The organism is Streptomyces sp. CNT372 (assembly GCF_000377145.1).
The window spans coordinates 54,239-72,956 of sequence record NZ_KB897791.1 but is presented as its reverse complement, the minus strand read 5'-3'; the positions used below and the strand labels follow the sequence as shown (position 1 = coordinate 72,956).

General features: G+C 71.9%; 14 protein-coding genes. 2 read left to right on the top strand and 12 right to left on the bottom strand.

All coding sequences use genetic code 11. The annotated features are described in order from the left end of the window. Positions 1 to 263 precede the first annotated feature (263 nt). Genes C593_RS0125935 through C593_RS0125885 form a run of 11 tightly spaced genes read right to left on the bottom strand, consistent with a single transcriptional unit; the run spans position 264 to position 14,462 of the window. On the bottom strand, positions 264 to 1,031 hold the full coding sequence (locus tag C593_RS0125935) for a class I SAM-dependent methyltransferase (protein WP_018850245.1): 768 nt from the start codon (positions 1,029 to 1,031) through the stop codon (positions 264 to 266). After that, the gene (locus C593_RS0125930; RefSeq protein WP_018850244.1) at positions 1,016 to 2,335 is read right to left on the bottom strand and encodes an MFS transporter; all 1,320 of its coding nucleotides are present in this window, start codon (positions 2,333 to 2,335) and stop codon (positions 1,016 to 1,018) included. The genes C593_RS0125935 and C593_RS0125930 overlap by 16 nt, the downstream gene beginning before the upstream one ends. Beyond that, on the bottom strand, positions 2,332 to 3,570 hold the full coding sequence (locus C593_RS0125925; RefSeq protein WP_018850243.1) for a hypothetical protein: 1,239 nt from the start codon (positions 3,568 to 3,570) through the stop codon (positions 2,332 to 2,334). The genes C593_RS0125930 and C593_RS0125925 overlap by 4 nt, the downstream gene beginning before the upstream one ends. Further along, positions 3,567 to 4,835: an ATP-grasp domain-containing protein gene (locus C593_RS0125920; RefSeq protein ID WP_018850242.1), complete on the bottom strand. Its 1,269-nt coding sequence runs from the start codon at positions 4,833 to 4,835 to the stop codon at positions 3,567 to 3,569. The genes C593_RS0125925 and C593_RS0125920 overlap by 4 nt, the downstream gene beginning before the upstream one ends. A 7-nt stretch (positions 4,836 to 4,842) precedes the next feature. Continuing rightward, a complete protein-coding gene (locus C593_RS0125915; RefSeq protein WP_018850241.1) occupies positions 4,843 to 6,060 on the bottom strand; it encodes an aminotransferase class V-fold PLP-dependent enzyme in 1,218 nt (405 codons plus the stop codon). Position 6,061: 1 nt separating this feature from the next. Next, on the bottom strand, positions 6,062 to 7,378 hold the full coding sequence (locus C593_RS0125910) for a pyridoxal-phosphate dependent enzyme (RefSeq protein WP_018850240.1): 1,317 nt from the start codon (positions 7,376 to 7,378) through the stop codon (positions 6,062 to 6,064). Beyond that, positions 7,375 to 8,838, bottom strand: a complete 1,464-nt coding sequence (locus C593_RS0125905) for a Y4yA family PLP-dependent enzyme (RefSeq protein WP_018850239.1) — start codon at positions 8,836 to 8,838, stop codon at positions 7,375 to 7,377. Before C593_RS0125905 ends, C593_RS0125910 begins: the two co-directional genes overlap by 4 nt. 57 nt (positions 8,839 to 8,895) lie before the next feature. Beyond that, positions 8,896 to 10,830 carry an ABC transporter ATP-binding protein gene (locus tag C593_RS30535; protein WP_018850238.1) on the bottom strand — a complete coding sequence of 645 codons (1,935 nt, stop codon included), beginning with the start codon at positions 10,828 to 10,830 and terminating at the stop codon, positions 8,896 to 8,898. After that, a complete protein-coding gene (locus tag C593_RS0125895; RefSeq protein ID WP_018850237.1) occupies positions 10,820 to 11,713 on the bottom strand; it encodes an ABC transporter permease in 894 nt (297 codons plus the stop codon). Before C593_RS0125895 ends, C593_RS30535 begins: the two co-directional genes overlap by 11 nt. Further along, complete coding sequence (locus C593_RS0125890; RefSeq protein WP_486591188.1) at positions 11,710 to 12,735, bottom strand: ABC transporter permease; 1,026 nt, start codon at positions 12,733 to 12,735, stop codon at positions 11,710 to 11,712. The genes C593_RS0125895 and C593_RS0125890 overlap by 4 nt, the downstream gene beginning before the upstream one ends. 38 nt (positions 12,736 to 12,773) lie before the next feature. After that, positions 12,774 to 14,462, bottom strand: coding sequence for an ABC transporter family substrate-binding protein (locus C593_RS0125885; protein WP_018850235.1), 1,689 nt, complete (start codon positions 14,460 to 14,462; stop codon positions 12,774 to 12,776). 294 nt (positions 14,463 to 14,756) lie between these two features. Here C593_RS0125885 and rpmF point away from each other — a divergent pair, with 294 nt between their 5' ends. Both rpmF and C593_RS0125875 read left to right on the top strand, forming a co-directional pair. Next, entirely contained in the window at positions 14,757 to 14,927 is a 171-nt protein-coding gene (gene rpmF, locus C593_RS0125880; protein ID WP_018850234.1) for a 50S ribosomal protein L32, read from the top strand. 5 nt (positions 14,928 to 14,932) lie between these two features. After that, on the top strand, positions 14,933 to 16,111 hold the full coding sequence (locus C593_RS0125875; RefSeq protein WP_018850233.1) for a CobW family GTP-binding protein: 1,179 nt from the start codon (positions 14,933 to 14,935) through the stop codon (positions 16,109 to 16,111). A gap of 420 nt (positions 16,112 to 16,531) precedes the next feature. Here the strand turns inward: C593_RS0125875 and C593_RS0125865 are convergent, their stop codons facing one another. Next, positions 16,532 to 18,718 (bottom strand): heavy metal translocating P-type ATPase, encoded by a 2,187-nt coding sequence (locus C593_RS0125865; RefSeq protein ID WP_018850232.1) that lies wholly within the window; start codon positions 18,716 to 18,718, stop codon positions 16,532 to 16,534.

Sequence of the window (18,718 nt, the reverse complement as noted above, 5' to 3'; positions counted from 1 at the left end):
TCAACCTTGCAACCCACGGAAGACTTCTCCGGAGCGCAGAGGCCGGGAACACGGGTCGACGGTGCTGGGGAGGGTCTGGGGAGTTTCAGCCCGGCGGGCCGGTCATCCCCCGCTCCTCCAGCAGACCGTCGAGGTGCCGCGCACCTTGCTGCCGCCTCCGGCATGAAGGGAGCATAGTAACCGAGGGTGATCGCCGGGGAGGAGTGTCCGGGCCGTCTCGGCCGGGCCACGACCTCCCCCGGCCGCGGGACCCCGTGCGCCGGTCAGGCTCGTACCGCTGCCAGGACGCAGCTGTGGCCGTACTGCCAGACCGTGCCCACGGAGGGGAAGCCCGCCTTGCTCATCAGTTCCATGTGCTCCCGGACGGTGAGGCCGTTGTCGCTCCCCAGGTCGAGGCCGCGACGACGCCGCTCGGCCGGCAGTTCGCCGAAGTCCTCGCATGCCTCGACGGCCGTCCACCAGCCGGACCAGTCCTCCCCGGCGGTCCTCTCGCCGGAGCGTCGCCCGTGTCCGCGGGCGACCGCTGTGGCCAGCTCCCGGACCGGACTGTCGTCCTGGAAGAGGTGATCCGCGTTGACCAGCACGCCGCCGTCGCGCAGCAGGTCGTGCACGCGCTCGTACACCGTCGACAGCACGTCCGGTGGGAGGTAGTGCAGTGCGGTGGTGGAGACGACCGCGTCCAGCGGCCCTTGAGCGGACAGCCGCTCGTGCCAGGCCCCGCTGCCGATCCGCGCGTCGACGAAGGTGACCGCGTTCCCGTGGCAGGCGTCACCCAGGGCCAGGAGCAGCGGGTCGTGGTCGACGGCCAGGACCCGGGCGTGGGGCAGTGCGGTCGCGATCCGGGCGGCGAGCGAGCCCGGCCCGCAGCCCAGGTCGGCGACGAGGGGGCGGCCGGCGTCGCGCACGGTGTGGCGGACGACGTCGGTGATGACCTCGAAGCGCTCCTCGCGGGCCGTCGCGTACCTCTGCTGCTGGGCGTCCCAGCGGCTGATCCAGCGGGCGGCCGTCCGCGCGTTCAACCGGTGTTCCATGGCGCTTCCTCACGGTGATCGAGGGGTGGTGTCCCGTCCCGGACGGCCGGGTCGGGAGCGGCTGGTTCGAGCGTCCCCGTGGCGGCCGCCACGGCGGCGAGCGCTGTGGCGCCGGCGGCCGCGAAGAAGCCCAGGAGATGCCCGTCGGGGCGGTCGACCAGGGCACCGGTGACGGCCGAACCAAGGGCCGCCGTCGCCAGGTTGACGGTGGTCAGCCAGGTGTACGCCTCGTTGAGCATGGGCTCGGGAACCGCCTGGGAGACGAGTTCCGCCTCCACGGTCAGCGCGGGGGCTATGACGGCACCGGAGACGAACAGGAGCGCCCCCAGGGCGTAGGAGTTGGGCATCAGGGCCCAGGCCGCGTACCCCACCGCCAAGGCCGCGAGCAGGACCAGGAACCTGCGGCCGAGGGAACCCCGGAACGTGCGGCTGCCGTACCACAGCCCCGCGGCCGCGCTGCCGATGCTCCACACGGCGATGAGGACGCCCGTCACCCCGTCTGCCGAACTTCCGTCGTGGGCCTTCGTGTAGGCGGCGATGGCGACGGGAGCCCCGCCGAAGGAGAAGGCGATGCCCGCGGCGCAGAGCAGTACCGTCCGCAGCGCCGGTACCCGCAACGGGCCGATGCCTCGCGTGGGCGGGGCGTCGTAGTGCAGTCCGCGCATGGCGCGTCCTCGGGCGACCACGAGGGTGCCCAGGCCCGTGCACAGGGAGGCGAAGACCAGCGCCGCGGCCGGACCGGCCGTGGAGGAGCCCATGCTCAAGGCGTCGCCGAGGGGCGTGCCGAGCAGGACGAAGGCGGAGAAGATCAGCGGACCGACGACGAAGACCAGCTCGAAGAGGGTGGACTCCGCGGCCATGGCGGCCTGCCGCATACCCGACCGGCCGCTGCCGGCGTTGGTCAGCGTCGTCCAGGCGGCCCGCAGGGCGGGGCTGATCGCGGGAAAGGCGGCGCCGGACAGCGCCCCCAGCGCGCACAGCAGGATCAGCGGCATATCGGCCAGGACCGCTGCGAGCAGGAGCAGTTGGAGCACCGCGTAGGCCGTGGCGTACAGCGGGAGCACCCGGCCGGGTCCGTACCGGTCGGCGAGGCGGCCGGCCACCGGGGCCGCGGCGGCGGTGGCCAGGGACACGCAGGCGACCACCAGACCGGCCTCGCCGAACCCTCCCCTGGCCGCCTCGACGAGCAGCAGCCACGCCAGCACGGTGACGCCCTGCCCGAGGCGCGCGACCACACCCCCGACCAGCAGGAGGGGGGCACCGGGCACCTTCCACAGGTGGGTGTACTGCGCCAAGCCGCTCATCGGGCACCTCCTTGGCTGCGTCCGCTCACGCGGAACGCGCGCGCGGTGTCGGTGACGGCACGCCGGACCTCGGCGCTCGTGCGCCCGCGGAACCGGAACCGGCCGCCCACGTGCTCGTAGTACGCGTCCGCGGCGGGCAGCACGTCGCCGACGTCCAGGAGGTCCTCCGCGTACGGGCCGGGCGTGCGGCCGGCCATGGGTGTGATGGCGGTGATGACGCACGGTCTGGCCGCGGGCGCGGGTACCAGGAGGAAGCCGCCCCGTTCTGGTTCGGCGGGCGGCGTGTAGGGCGGTGGCGGCTCGCCCAGGGCCATGCGGAAGGCGGCCTCCATGAGGTCGTAACCGTAGACGTCGCGCCAGACGAAGGGGATCTCGGCGCCTCCGACCCGCGCGCCGACCTCCAGGAAGACGCACTCGGGTTCCGCCGTTCCCCGCTCCTTCACGAAGAGTTCCAGGTGGAAGGGGACGGGGTCGTCGGTCAGTGCCCGCAGGGCCCGGGTGGCGAAGCGGGCCGTGGCGTCGGCGATACGGGGCCGGTCCTCCTCCACGGAGCCCACGGGGGTGCCCGCGCGGAAGCCGAGGCAGTCGTTGAGGTAGCGCGAGCTCTTCCAGCAGAGAAGGCCGCGGCCGTCGAAGACGCCGTCGACGTGGTAGATGGGGTCGGGGATGTGGGACTGCACCAGGAACCGGGCACCTTCGGGGAAGGAGAGCCGGTCCAGGTCCTCGGCCGAGCGCAGCCGTGTGACGCCCTCGCTGCTGCTCCCGCTGGTCGGTTTGACGATCAGCGGAAAGCCGTGGTCGCGCCCGAAGGCGTGTACCGCTTCGGCGTCCGGAGCAGGGGCCGTCGCCGGTACGGCGAGGCCGGCCCGGGCGACGGCGTCCACCATCAGCGCTTTGTCCCGGAAGAGGGCGACCTGGTCCGGGCGCCGGGCGGGACAGCCCCACTCCTGGGCGAGACGGGAGGCGACGAGCAGGTCGTCCTCCTTCAGCGCGATGACCGAACGCGGCGGGCCGTGCCGCTGGGCGAGGCCGTCGGTCTCTTTGCGCACCCGGGCGAGATCGTCGGTGGCGGGGACGATGACGACCTCCGCGGCCGTCTCCGGCACGGCCTCGGCGCCGACGTCCGTGGTGACGTAGGTGACGGCGTGGGTCGTGTGGTCGACGTACCGTTCGTACGCGGCGTAGGCGGCGCGCCAGCGGTGCAGCACGACGATGTGGGGCCGGACGTCCCTCACGCCGTCTCCTCGTCCTCGCGGAGCACGTAGAAGCCCGCCCCGTCCAGGTAGTGGACGGTGTTGAGGTCCCGGTGCAGGACGTGTGCGGAGGAGTGGGCGAGGCCGACCATCATGGGCTCGGTGGTGTCGTCGACCGTCAGCGGCAGCCGGCCGCCCTCGGGCACGGCGATGTGCAGGTTGTGGAAGCTGTCCAGGGCCTCGACCTGGGGCAGCAGCGGGTAGGAGGCGAGCGTGCCCGACACCGGGGAGGTGAGGTAGGCCATGGCCACGTGCTGCTTCGCCGGCTGGGCGGCCGAGAGTGTGGCCAGGAAGCTCTCCGGGCGCAGGTACGCGTCGACGGTCCGCTCGATCTGGGACTCGCCGGTGACGAGCCGGGCGAAGTAGGCGGCGTCCGCGCCGCACAGCCGGATCCCGGCTTCGACCAGTCGGGGCCCGCCGTCGGTGAGCATGATCTCCAGGTGGGCCGGCCCGTACCGGACCTCCAGCGCGTCGAGCACGTCGAGGGCGTAGGCGGCCAGGCCGGCGCGTTCGGGGCTGCCCAGCGGGACGGAGACGGCGGCGCTGATCCGGTCCCTGACGCCGTTCGCGGAGATCTTCATGTACCGCCAGACGTCCGTGACCCGGTGGTGGCCCTGGCAGCTGACGGTGTTGACGACGTATTCGGTGCCGTCGAGATGTTCCTGGACGACGACGCCTTCGTTGGGGACGGCGAAGATGTTCCGCGCGGACATGATCTTGTCGTAGGCGGCGGCCGTCTCGTCGGGGCTCTCGCTGAAGGTGACGTGGTCGTTGCCCGCGCTGCGTACCGGCTTGACCACCGCCCGGCCGCCCAGCTCCCGGTGCCAGGCGGCGGCGTCCTCGGCGGAGGCCGGCAGGTGCTGGCGGGTGCCGGGCAGGCCGGCGGCCTTGACCGTCTCGGTCTGGGTGTACTTGTGACGGCGGGCGGCGCTCATGCGGGTGCCGTTGCCGGCCAGGTGGAGGGCATGGCTGAGCCGGTCGGCGAGTTCGACCCCGAGTTCACCGCCGGTCAGCACGGCGACGGGTTCGTGGGCGGCGACGGCCGCGAGGGTGGTCTCGAAGTCGCCGTCGTGGATGATATTGGCGCCGAACTCGTCGGTGCGGAAGGTGCCCTGGTAGACCGGGGGTACCTGCGGCGTGCTCTGGACGCGGACCACCGGGTGGCCCGCCTCCTGGAAGGCGCGGGCCAGCCGCATGGTCGGCGCGTACACGTCGACCATGACGACGGGTGCGTTGGTGTCGTGCATGGCTCTCTCAGCTTTCTCGGTCGAGGCCGGCCAGGACGTCGAGGAGGTGGTCGACGTCGGCGGCGGTGTTGTAGACGTGCAGGCTGACGCGGACGGAGGAGTCGCTCTCACCGGCGCTGCCCTGGCAGTGGCTGTCGGCGCGCACCATGAGGCCGTGGCTGGCGAGGATGAAGCCGAGGTCGTTCGAACCGATGTCCCGGTGACGGAAGGTCACGATGCCCTGGCGTCGTTGCACCGTGGACTCGGCGGTGAGGCTCATCCGACAGCCCAGCACCTCGTAGGAGGGGAGCCGGGTCAGGCCGTCGGTGAGGCGGACGCCGAGGCCGACGGTCCAGCGTTCGATGTCGTCGAGGCCGGCCTCGTCGAGCCAGTCCAGCGCGGCGTGCAGGCTGACGATGCCGGTGGTGTTGGGGCTGCCGCTCCACCCGCCGGGCTCGAAGGCCGGCCCGCGCGCTCCGCGCGCCCATACGGCCCCGATGCCGGGCAGGGCCATGGCCTTGTGGCCGGAGAAGACCGCGAAGTCGACGTCGAGGGTGCTCAGGTCGACGTCCTTGTGGCCGACGCTCTGAGCGGCGTCGAGGCAGATGACGGGCTCGGGGCCGACGGTCTCGCGGACGCGGTGCACGTTCATGTCGGCGCCGTAGACGTGGTGGACGTGGGTGGCGGCCACGAAGCGGGTGCGTTCGTTCACCAGGGCCGCGAGGGCCTGCTGGTCGTAGTCGTGGGAGTCGCTCTCGTACGGCATCTCCCGGACGGTGATCCTCGTGCCGCGTTCGGCGAGGAGCCTCGCGGCCTCCAGCCAGGGTTGCGCGTTCGCCTGGTGGTCGGCGAAGGGGACGATGATCTCGTCACCGTCGCGCAGGTGGGCGACGAGCCAGTCCCGGGCGACGGTCCTCAGGCCCTCTGTGGTGCCGCTGGTGAAGTGGACGCGGGAGGAGGCTGGGTCGGGGTCGTGGAGGAAGGTCCGCACGCGGTCGGCGGCCTCCTCGATGAGGGCGGTGGTGCGGTTGGCCCAGGGGTAGGTGCCGCGGCCGGCGTTGGCGTTGGAGGTGGTCAGGTAGTGCGCGACGGCGTCGAGGACGGCCTGGGGCTTCTGTGAGGTGGCACAGCTGTCCAGGTACCGCACGTCGGGGTGGCCGGTGATGATCGGGAACTGGGCGCGCAGCGCCCGCTGCCAGGTGTCGAGGCCGGCCGGCTGGTGCGCGGAGGTGAGGGAGGTGGTCATGTCAGTCACGCACCAGGGGAGCGCCGGCGTCCCGCCACGCGACGACGCCGCCGGTGAGGCTGCGGACGTCGCTGTGTCCCATCCGGGTGAGCAGGGCGGCGTACTTCGCCGACTGTTCGCCGACCGGGCAGGCGAGCAGGACGGGCTGGTTGCGCCCGAAGGGCATACCGCCGTGGAGGAGTTCGGCGAACACCTCGTCGACGATGTTGACCGAGCCGGGGATGTGCAGGGCGTCGAAGGCGAAGGAGCCGCGCAGGTCGACGACGAGTGGCCGGGTCTCCTCGATCCACCGCCGGGCCGCCGCTGTGCCGATGGACACGGCCGCCGCGAGGTCGGTGTCGGTCAGGGAGGCCAGGGAGTTCGGCCGGGCGGGCCTGCGCAGCAGTTCGGGGCGCCGCTTGTGGACGTAGCTCATGTAGCTCTCGACGCGGTCGCAGACGATGAACACGGCCGTCCTGCGGTCGGTCAGCTGCGCGTCGACGGCCCGCAGGTGCCGGACGGCGCCGAAGTAGGCGGCGCCGCCGGTCGGGCCGGCGAGCATCCCGCAGCGGCGTACCAGGGTGAGCATGCCGTCGATGGCCTCGTCGGCGGAGACGGACTCGATGGTGTCGTAGGTGCCGGGGTCGAAGAGACCGACCTCGTGGACCTCGTCGATGTTGCGGATCCCGGGGATGAAGTCCGACTTGTGCGCCACCAGGCCCACCACCGAGGTGTCCGGGTCGTGGGCGCGCAGGGCGCGGGCGCAGCCCGTGGAGGAGCCCGCGGTGCCGACGGCGGCGACGAAGTAGTCGGGGGCGTGGCCCCCCAGGTCCTTGATGATCTCGGGACCCGTGGAGTTGCGGTGCGCCTCGATGTTGCGCTCGTTGTAGTACTGGTCGGTGTGGACGTAGGAGGCGGTGTCCGCCGACAGCAGCTGGTGGATCTTGGTGAGGGGGTCCTCGGTGTTCGTGGGGTCGAGGCACTCGGCCTGTCCGGGGAGTTCCTCGATCTCCGCGCCCAGGAGCAGGAGCAGGTCCTTGATCTCGGGTACCTTCATGCGGTTGGTGACGCTCTTGAACGGCAGGCCGTGCATGGCGGCCAGGACGGCGAGGGCCTTGGCCGTGTTGCCGCTGGAGAGTTCGACGACCGTACGGTCGGCACTGCCGCGCTCCAGGTGGGGCTGGAGCATGTTCCAGGCCGCGCGGTCCTTGACGGAGCCGAAGGGGTTGAGCATCTCCAGCTTGGCGTACAGGTCGATGTTGGTGAGACCGTGTATCTCGGGCGCTATGCGTACCAGCGGGGTGTCACCGATGACCTCGGTGATGGAGTCGTACTTCAACGGGTTGCCTCCGTGCGGGAGATGGGCCAGTAGTTCTCGTCCAGGCACCAGTTCCAGGCGCCGGCGGTCCGGTAGGCGGCGACCTTGCGGGCGATGGGCTGGTGCAGGGCGTGGTCGGCGCTGAAGTCCATGAAGTAGCCCGCGGTGTTGGCGAACGCGAGGAGGTCGCCGACCTCGGGCCGGTGCGGCAGGAAGACCATGCGGCGGGTGATGAAGTCCGCTTCCAGGCAGAGGTTGCCGATCAGGTACACCCCGGTCGGGTTCGTTCCGGCGGTGCTCGGGGCGCCGGGACGGCGGATGAGGACGGGGTCCATCAGGACGCCGTGCTCCTCCAGGCTGACGTCGGAGGCGTTCATCTCCAGGCGGACGACGCACTCCCCCTCCGGCGTGTCCCGCACCTCCAGGACCTTCGCCAGGACGGCACCGCACTGGTCGACCAGCGCGCGGCCCGGCTCGACGTGCAGGTCGTGCAGGTTCTCCAGCAGCAGGGTGGCGAGCGGCCGGCCCAGGGAAGTGGAGGACTGGCTCAGCAGTTCGTCGAGGTACCGGGGGCCCGACACGGGCCGGTGGGCGGGGTAGAGACCGAGCGCTCCGCGCAGGGTGCCCGCCTCGCTGCGGAGTCCGTAGCCATGGCCCTGCCAGGTCAGTGGGGGGCGCTTGCCCAGGACGGCGTTGGTGAGTTCGGAGGTGTAGGTCTCCCACTGGGAGCCTTCGGCGAGGTAGTCCACGCCGAAGCCGCCGCCGATGTCCACCGCACGCGGGCGGAAGCCCCGGGCGGCGCATTCGTGCATGACCCGGACGCACCCTTCGAGGGCGGTGGCCTTCTCGGCGAGGCCGATGGTGTCGAGGTGGTAGGCGACGCCGGTCAGCTCGGTGCTGTCGCGGTGCTTCTCCAGCGCGTCGAGGAGGGTCCCGATCCGGCCGACCGGGGTGCCGAAGCGGCTTCGCCTGGTGAGGACGGTGGTGCCGCTGCTCTCGAAGTCGGACAGCCGGATCAGCACGCGTGCCTTCGGGAGGCGGTGGCGCGTCACCAGGTCGGCGAGGACGTGCAGTTCGTCGACGGAGTCCAGGTTGACGATCACTCCGGTGCGGGCCGCCAGCCACAGCAGTTCGGGGCTCTTGGGGCCGGTCGCCATGATCCGGTCGGGGGAGAATCCGCTGCCCAGCGCGTGCTGGAGTTCTCCCAGGGAGGCGATGTCGATGTGCGCGGGTGTGTCGGCGAGCCGGCGGACCAGCGCGCTGGAGCGGTTGGCCTTGTGGGCGTAGTAGACGGTGCCGCTCAGCCGGTGGCGGTCGTGGACGGCGCGGAACCGTTCCACGTTCTCGGCTATCTGGTCGGGCAGCACGATGTTCAGCGGTGAGCCGAGCGCGTGCGTGAGCCGGTGCAGGAAGTCCGGGTCGTCCAGCAGGGACGCCAGCCGGTCTTCCAGTCTGGGGGTGAGGTACAGCGGTGTGGTCATACGGGCAGCCTCTTGCGGTGTGTCGTCGTCGATGGACGTGTTTCGCGTAGGGAGTGGTCAGGGGCGGGGCGTGGGCCCGGTGGCGGCGGGGGCCGCGGCGACGTGGGCGGTGTGGTGGCAGGCGGCCGTCCACTCGGTGGCGTCCGGCCGTGGCGGGCAATGCCCCCGCGGCGGGGAGGGGTCCCGCTCCGCGCACAGGCGGCGGGAGCCGGAGTCCAGGTCGGTGAGGAGCGGACAGCGGGGCCGGAAGGCACAACCGGTGCCGCCGATGGTGGGGATGGTGGTGTCCTCCACGAGCAGCACCCGCCCGCGGTGGCGTTCGGTGTGGGGATCGGTGCCGAGGGCGGCGTCGACCAGTGCCCGGGTGTAGGGGTGCCGCGGCCGGCTCAGGACGGCGGCCGTCGGGCCGTGCTCGACCAGGCGCCCCCGGTAGAGCACGGCCACGTCGTCGGCGCAGCGTCGTACGAGGTGGACGTCATGGGAGACGAGGACGTAGGCCAGACCCAGCTCGCCGCGCAACCGGTCGAGCAGGTCCATGACACCGGCGCGCAGGGGGGCGTCCAGCGCGGAGACGGGTTCGTCGAGCAGGAGCAGCCGAGGCCGGGTGGCCAGGGCCCGGGCTATCGCGACGCGCTGACGCTGGCCACCGGACAGGCGGCCGGGCCTGGCGCGGGCCACCGCCTGCTCCAGCTCCACCAGGTCCAGAAGCTCGGCCACCCGTCGGCCGCGCGCCTCGGCCGGTTCCCCTCCGAGGGCGAGCGGCTCCCCGATGAGATCGGCCACCGTCATGAGCGGGTCGAGCGAGGAGGACGGGTCCTGGAACACCAACTGCATCCGGCGTCGCAGCGCGCTGCGGTCCGAACGGTTCAGGGTGGCCAGGTCGTGGCCCAGGACCTCTACCCGGCCCGCCTGGGGCGGTCGCAGCCCCATGATCTCGCGCAGCACCGTGGTCTTTCCGGACCCGGACTCTCCCAGCAGGGCCAGGGCCCGGCCCTCGGCGACGGTGAAGCTCACCCCGTCGACCGCCCGGACGCCGTCCCGCCGCCCGGCGACCGCAAGGCCGCGTGCCGGGTACTCCCGTCTGAGGCCCTCGACGCGCAGCACGTCCGGCGCGGACGTGCGCGGGCGCGGGCCGGCAGGACGGGGGCGGGCCATCTGCCGCGTGGCCGTGAGCAGTTCCCCGAGTTCGCCGTCGGGTGGGGACGCGGCGGCGAGCAGCGTCGCGACCTCGCCCTGCTGGACCAGGGCGCCGTCGCGCATCACGGCGATCCGGTCACAGGAGCGGGCCACCACCCCCAGGTCGTGGGTGATCATCAACAGGGCGCACCCCGTGTCCGCGCGCAGCGAGTCCAGCAGGTGGAGAAGCTGTGCCTGCACCGTGGTGTCGAGCGCGCTGGTCGGCTCGTCGGCGATCAGCAGCTCCGGCCCTCCGGCGATGGCCATGGCGATCGCGGCCCGCTGGCGCATGCCCCCGGAGAACTCGTGGGGGAAGGCGCCGGCCCGCCGCGCCGCCGAGGGGATGCCCACCCGGTCGAGCAGGCGTACCGCCTCCTCCCGTGCCTCCTTCCGTGTCGTCGTCCGGTGGAGCCGTACCGCCTCGGCGATCTGCCGGCCCACCGGGATCACCGGGTTCAGGGCGGCCAGCGGGTCCTGGAACACCATGCCGACCCGGCGCCCGCGGATCCGGGAGAGTTCCCGGTCGGACAGGTGGAGCAGTTCCTGCCCGTCGAAGCGGACCGACCCCTCGACCTCCGCCGCTCCGGGAACGAGCCCGATCAGGGCGGATGCCGTCACGGACTTGCCCGAGCCGGAGGGACCGACGACGGCCATGGCCTGCCCGGCGGCGAGGCGCAGGCCGACTCCCCGGACGGCCCGGCGCGGGCCGCCGCCGGCCCGTACGTCGTTCCGGAAGGTGACCGTGAGCCCGGACACCTCCAGCAGCGGGGCCGTCGGCAGCGGTACCGAGCCGCGCGGCGTGTGTTCAGTCTCCATGCGATCCCCCTCTGCCTTCCTCCAGGGCGCGGCGCAGCCCCTCGCCCAGCAGCCCGACGGCGCTCACCGTCACGACCAGGAACCCGACGGGGGCGAGAAACGCCCACGGGTACGTCAGTGCCGATCCGCTCCCGGTCGCCACGAGGGTGCCGAGCGACACGTCGGGCGGCTGGATACCGAAGCCGAAGTAGCTCAGGCCCGCTTCGCCGAGGATCGCGGCGCCCACATGGAGCGTGCAGTCGATCACCAGCAGGGGCACCAGGTGCGGAAGCAGATGGCGCCGCATGATCCACGGGGTCGGAGCGCCCATGTGGTGCGCGGCGGTGACGAACTCCCGCTGCCGCAGGGCCACGGTCCGCGCGCGGACGACCCGGGCGGTGAGCATCCACTGGAACAGGGCCAGGACGAGGACCATGTACAGCCAGGACCGCTCCCGCAGGAGAGGGGAGAGCACGGCCGCGACCAGGAAGGGCGGCAGGATCAGCAACATGTCGGCCCCCCACATCAGGCAGCGGTCCACCCAGCGGCCCAGGTAGCCGGCGGCCAGTCCCACCGCGGCGGACAGGGTGGTGGAGAGGACGGCGACGAGGAGTCCGACGACCAGTGACTTGCGGAGCCCTTGCAGGCACTGGGCGAGCAGGTCCTCTCCCAGGCGGGACGTCCCGAGCCAGTGCTCGCCGCCCGGGGGCACCAGCATCGCGGTCCGGTCCTGGGTGACGTGGTCGTAGGGCCACAGCCACGGGCCCAGGACGGCCGCGCCGGCGAGGGCGAGCAGCAGCCCCGCCCCGCACACGATCGACGGGCGGCCGGGTGTGCTCCGGGCGGCCGCCCGGATCCGCCCGGGGCCCCGGGCGGGGGTTCTCTCCCCGGTGAGGGTGCTCATGTGGCGGCCCTCCGGATCCGCGGGTCGAGCAGGGTCAGTACGCCGTCGGCCAGCATTCCGGCCAGGACCACCAGGACCGCGATGAACAGCGTCACCGAGGCCACGATGTTCGCGTCCTCGTCCTGGATCCCTGCCAGGAGCCAGTCGCCCATGCCGTTCCAGCCGAAGACCCGCTCGGTGAACACCCCGCCGGTCAGGTGCAGTCCGAAGGTGAACGCGAAGAGCGTCACCATCGGGATGAGTGCGATGCGTACGCCGTGCCGGAGTACCGCCTGCCGGTGGCGCAGCCCCTTGGCGCGGGCCGCGCGCAGGAAGTCGCCGCCCAGGACGTCGAGCATGGCCGCCCGCTGGTAGCGGCTGTAGAAGGCGGCCTGCGGGAGGGCGATCGCGAGGGTCGGCAGCGCCAGGTGGCGGAGCCGGTCGCCGATCGCCGCCCACCCCGTGTGGTCGGCGCCGGGCGTGGTCTCGGCCGAGAAGTACAGCAGTTGTGTCCCGGCCGCCTCGTTCAGGGGAAGCCAGAGCATTTTGAGGACCGTGCCCAGGACGAACACCGGCACGGCAAGGATGATCAACGACGCGAGCAGTGACATCCGGTCCGACGGCCGTCCGTCGCGCAGCGCGTTCCACAGCCCGATCGCCACGCCGAGGACGATCGCGAGCAGGCTGCCGGCCAGGAAGAGACGCACGCTGGTGCCGCAACGCCGCCACAGCTCGTCCCCGATCTCCTGGCCGGCGACCGTCTCGCCGAAGTCGCCGTGGGGGACGCCGGCCAGCCATCCCAGGAAGCGCTGCGGCACCGGGTCGTCCAGGCCGAGGCGCTGCGCCTGCGCGTCGATCACCGCCTGGGGCGGCCGCGGTTGCTGACCGCGCAGCTCCGCGAGCGGATCGAAGCTGATCGACGCCAGGACGTACGCGGTGAAGGTGGCGGCCAGGCACAGGCCGAGCCGCCATGCCAGGCGTCGCAGCAGGCGTCGCAGCAGGCGTCCCGCCGCCCCCGCCGGTGAGCCGCTCGGTGCGGCCACCGCGCGGACACCGGCTGCGCGGGGCGGCGAGAGGGAGGTCACTTCAGGAGTCCCGCATTCCCGAACCCGTACGATCCGAGCCCGCGCGCACCGTAGTTGGCCACTTCCTCGCGGACCGCGTACGCACCGGAGCCCGCGTACAGCGGCAGGTGGTGGGCGTGGCGCCAGGCCAGCACGTCGATCTCGTTGGCGATGTCGCGCCGCTTGGCCGGGTCCAGCTCAGCCAGGCCCCGGTCGTACAGCGTGTCGATCTCGGGAATGTAGACGCGGCCGAAGTTGCTGCCGGCGTCGTCACCCTCCGGCTTCTGGAACACCGGACGGTCGTGGGCGAACGGCGAGGCGGACTTCGTCCATTCGAAGGCGATCAGGTCGAAGTTCCCGGGGATCAGGTAGCTGTCGTAGAACTTGTCCAGGGGCACGGAGGTGATCCGGGCCTCGATGCCGGCCGCCCGCAGCTGGTCGGCGATCAGGGCGCACACCGACTTGCCGACGGGCGTGGCCTGTCCGACCAGTCGCAGCGTGAGCTTCTTGCCGCCCTTCTCGCGGCTCTCACCGGACTTCTTCCAGCCCAGGGCGTCCAGCTGCTTGCCCGCGGCAGCGGGGTCGAACGGCAGGGTGGCGGAGTTGTCCCGGTAGCCGGGGTCGCCGGGCGGCAGGATGTGGTTGCCGACCGGCTTGGCGTCCGGCACGATCCGGCCGATGAGCGCGGTGGTGATGGCCTTCGGGTCGATGGCCTGGGCGACGGCGCGGCGCAGCTTCTCGTCCGCCAGCGGGGCCCCGGACGCGCCGTTGAAGGTGAGCTGGCCGGCGAGCCGTTCGGGCGCCTGCCGGATCTCGACGCCCGGCATGCTCTTGGCCCTGCTGAACAGGTCGAGGTCCGCGCCGATGGGGTACAGGTCGATGCCCCGGTTGGCGAGTTCGTCGGCGCGGGCGGCCGGGTCGAGTGCGCGGAGGATGACGCGCTCCAGCGGAGGCTTCTGCGCCCACCAGGAGGGGTTCCGCTCGAGAGCGATGGTCTTGCCGGTCTTGTCGATCTTCTCCACGGTGAACGGGCCGGAGGTGATCGCGGGTGACTCCAGCCAGCCCTTGTTGAACTCCTGCGGAGAGGCGGTCACTTCCTTGGGCAGCAGCGGGGTGAAGAGGCCCTGCCACTCGGCGAACGGCTTGCCGAACGTGACGACGGCCTCCTTTCCGGAGGCGCCCTTGCGCACCGAGGATATGTCGGCGTAGCCGACGTTGCTGTAGCCCTCGTACGCCTTGTTCTTGCCGTTCAGGGCCTGCCACTGGCCTCGGAGGTCGTTCCAGTCGATCGCGCGGCCGTTGCTCCAGACCGCGTCCTTCGCGATCCGGTACGTGAGGACCTGGGGCGAGGTGGAAGTCAGCTCCACCGAGTCGAAGAACGCCCTGTTCACCTTCTGCGTACCGTCGGGTGCGTCGCTGAACGCTCCCGGCAGGATCGCTTCCGCCAGCTGCCAGGTCACCACGCGCGCCCCGTTCAGCTGGATGGGGTTGTAGTTCGTCGGCAGGGCGTCCACCGGCACCCTCAGGTCGCCGCCGTCCCGCAGTGCCGCCACCGGCTGCGCGTTGATGTCCTGCGCGCCGCGCACGACGGGTTTCCGCGGCGACTTGCCGTCCTGCCCGCCGTCGGACCCGGCGCACCCCCCGGCGAGGAGGGCGACACCGAGGGCCGGCACGACCGCCTGGCTGCGTCTGCGCGTTCTGAGCATGCCTGTGAGTCCTTCCCGGCGGCCATCCGGACGCCTCACCGGGGACCTTATAGAAAATGGTTATCGTTTCCAACTGGCTTCCGCGCCCATCTCGCCATCCGGACGCCGACCCCCGGGGCCGGCGCCTGCGCCTGCAACCCGGCGCCCGCCCGCCCCGCGTGACCGGTGGTGCGAGGACTCGCCCGCCCCAGCCTCCGCGGGCGGCCGCTCCGCTCGACCCGACCGGGCACATTTTGAAAACGGGATCCATTTGCATGTAGCTTTGGGGCGTACCCCCGTGAGCAGGAGAACACCATGGCCGTGCCCAAGCGGAAGATGTCCCGCAGCAACACCCGTCACCGCCGCGCGCAGTGGAAGGCCACGGCGCCGCAGCTCGTGCCGATCACGGTCGACGGCGTCACCTATTCCGTACCGCAGCGGCTCGCCAAGGCGTACCAGCGCGGCCTGCTGCGCCCCGAGGGCTGACCGGCATGACCGAACGACTGCCGGTCACCGTCCTGTCGGGCTTCCTCGGGGCAGGCAAGACCACCCTGCTCAATCACGTGCTGAGCAATCGCGAGGGCCTGCGCGTCGCCGTCATCGTCAACGACATGAGCGAGATCAACATCGACGCCGCGCTCGTCCGCGGCGGCGACGCCGCGCTGTCGCGGACCGAGGAACGCCTCGTCGAGATGACCAACGGCTGCATCTGCTGCACCCTGCGCGACGACCTCCTGGAGGAGGTCGACCGCCTCGCCCGCGAGGGCCGCTTCGACTACCTGCTGATCGAGTCCAGCGGCATCTCCGAGCCCATGCCGGTGGCCGCCACCTTCGCCTTTCCTCGCGACGACGGCGCCACCCTGGGCGATCTCGCCCGCCTCGACACGATGGTCACGGTCGTCGACGCCGCCAACTTCCTGCCCGAACTGGAGGGCGGCGACGGGCTCGTCGAGCGCGGGCTGGACCAGTACGAGGACGACGAGCGCACCGTCAGCGACCTGCTCATGGACCAGATCGAGTTCGCGGACGTCATCGTCCTGAACAAGCTCGACCTGGTCGACGAGGAGCAGGGCACGCGGCTGCGCGCCGCCCTGACGCGCCTCAACCCGGTCGCCCGGATCGTGCCGGCCCGTCATGGCCGGGTGGATCCCACGCGGATCCTGGGCACCGGTCTCTTCGACCTCGAACGCGCCCAGCAGGCACCCGGCTGGGTCATGGAACTCAACGGTGACCACGTGCCGGAGACCGAGGAGTACGGAATCTCCAGTACCGTCTTCCGCTCGGCCACCCCCTTCCACCCCGGCCGCCTGTGGGACTTCGTCACCGAAGAACTCGACAGCGGCACGTACGGTCAGGTGCTGCGCTCCAAGGGCTTCTTCCGGCTCTCGACCCGGCCGCTGGTGACCGGCCTGTGGTCGCAGGCCGGCTCCGTCGCACGGTTCGAACCCGCCGGTGCCCAGGACCCGGGCGCGCCCCAGGGCCAGGAACTCGTCTTCATCGGCACCGGGCTGCGCACCGAGGCCCTGCAGACCGCGCTCGCCGGGTGTCTCCTGACCGAGGGAGAGGAACCGCACGCCGCCGATCCGTTCCCCGCATGGGACGCGTACGGAATCGGCGACGACACCTGCGAACACGAGCTCGCCCCTGCGCAGTTCGCGGCGCAGAGCTGAGAACTCCGGGTCGGGCGGTGGTCGCAGCCACGGCACCGCCCGACCCGGTACACCTGCCCGCACCTTCCCCGAACGAGCGGAGGGCGCGTCGCACCTGCTGCGCCTGCCGTAAGGCCCCACGACGCCTTCACGACAGACAGAGAAATCTCGCGCGACGTATTCCACGCCCTGAGAAGCCCTGAAAAGGGGCCGGGACGGATGATGGTGCGAATGAATGCGCCCCGGTCATGGGGCGCATTTACCGGTTGACGGGACCCGACTGGCTAGTGGTCGTCCCAGTGGCCGTCGTGAGCCGCGCGCCGGTGGCCGTCGTGGGCATGGTCCACGTGGTCACCGTGCGGGACCGCCACGTGACCGCGTTGGCGATTCTCCAGTGCGCGCGTTCATGTCCCGGGACGCGGCGTCCGTGCCTGCGACAGGTCAGCGCACGCGGCGTTCCTCCAGGGGCGCCGCGTGCAGGATCTCGTCACTCACGTACGGGAGATGCGGCGTGTGGTTGACCAGGCGGGCGGAGTTGCCGACGACGGCGATGCTGCTGGTGTTGTGGAGCAGCGCCGCGAGGACCGGGTTCATGGAGCCGCCCGCGCCCGCGACGAGACCGAGCAGGTTCACCCCGATGGCGAGGCCGTAGTTCTGGCGCACGACGCGCAGGGTGTGGCGGCTGAGTTCGACGACCGCGGGGACCTGGCGCAGGTCGTTGCCGGCGAGGGCGATGTCGGCGGTCTCCAGGGCCACGTGCGAGGAGTGTTCGCCCATGCTGATGCCGACGTCGGCGAGGGCGAGGGCGGGGGCGTCGTTGGTGCCGTCACCGACCATCGCGACGACGTGGCCCTCGGCCTGGAGGTCGCGGATCAGCTGGAGTTTCGCCTCGGGCAGCGCGTGCGCGTGGACCTCGGTGATGCCGAGTGCGTCCGCCACGACCTGGGCCGTCTCCGGTGCGTCGCCGGTGAGCAGGACCAGCCGTGAGACGCCGAGTTCGCGCAGTTGCCGTACGACGGTGTCCGCGCCCGCGCGTACGGCGTCGGAGACACCGAGCAGGCCGATGAGGTCGGCGTCGTGGGCCAGGCAGATGACGGTCTCCCCGCCGCGGCGCAGGCGGTCGGTCCAGTCCTGGGCGGCGTCGGTGAGGTGGATGCCGTGGCTGCGCAGGAGGGCGGGGCTGCCCACGAGGAGTCGGCTGCCGTCGAGTTCGGCGCGCATGCCCATGCCGAGGACGACCTCGCACGCCTGGTGGAGAGGGACGTGCAGGTGCTGTTCCTCGGTGTGGGCGACGATGGCCTGGGCCAGAGGGTGGCGGGCGTGGAGCTCGCCGGACGCGGCCAGGCTCAGCACCTCGTCGGCACCGAACTGTTCGCTGAGCGTGACAACGCTGGTGACCAGGGGCCTGCCGAAGGTGAGTGTGCCGGTCTTGTCGAAGACCACGGCCGTCACCCGGCCGACGCCTTCGAGGTGGGTGCCGCCCTTGATCAGGGTGCCGCGCCGTGCGCCGTTGCCGATGGCGGCGCTGATCGCGGTCGGGGTCGCCAGGCCCGCGGCGCAGGGGCAGGCGATGAGAAGCATCGTCATCGCCCGGCGCGCGTCACGGGTCACCGCGTACGTGAGCGCGGACAGGGCGAAGGAGACCGGGACGAAGCGCCGGGTGAAGCGGGCGGCGACGGTCTGGATGGGGGCCCGGTCGCTCTGCGCCTCCTCGACCCGGGTGATGATCCGGCCGACGGTCGTGTCCCGGCCGACCGAGTCGGCCCGGACGGTCAGCGAGCCGGAGGTGACGATGGTGCCGGCGTACACGTGGGCACCGGCACGCGCGTACACCGGCAGGGCCTCGCCGGTGACGGCGGCCTGGTCGACGAGTGCCTCGCCGCCGGCCACGTGCCCGTCGACGGGGATGCGGTGGTGCTCGTACACGGCGACGGTGTCACCGGGTTCCAGCTGATCCAGCGGAACCTCGGTCTCCGCGCCATCCTCCCCGACCAGCCGGACGCGCTCCTCGCCGATGGTGAGCAGGTCCTCGATCGCCCGGCGGGTGCGGCGCAGGGTGAGGGTCTGGAGGAATTCCCCGATGTTGAGCAGCCACAGGACGGTCAGTGCGACGACGTTCTCCCGCAGGATCAGGGAGATGACCGTGGCGGCGGTGACAAGGGTGTCCGTACCGGGACTGCTCCGGCCGCGCATGGTGCGCAGGGCACCGCGGAAGAACGGCAGCCCGGTGAAGACGGTGATCGCGCCGAGGACACCGGAGGAGCCGACGCCGATACGGGGGCGGGCGAGCAGCCTGCGCACCGCGACGACGGCCAGCACGGCTCCCCCGATCACGAGCCGGGCCACCTCTCCGGTGGACGAGTCGGGTGCGGAACGGGTGGGCTTGGCGGGTACGGACTGTGGCGGCTCCTCCTCGAGGGCGGCGACCAGGGCGTCCACGTCGAGACCGGCAGGGTCCATCCAGACGACGACGCTGCCGGTACGGGGGAAGACGCGCAGCGCGCGGAACCCGGACAGACCGGTGAGCCGGTCGTCGACGAGCCCGGCGCAGCCGGGACGGTCCCGCAGCCAGGGCACGGTCAGCCTTGCCCGGCCCGTCGCGACCGAGCGGACGAGCACCGTCGGCAT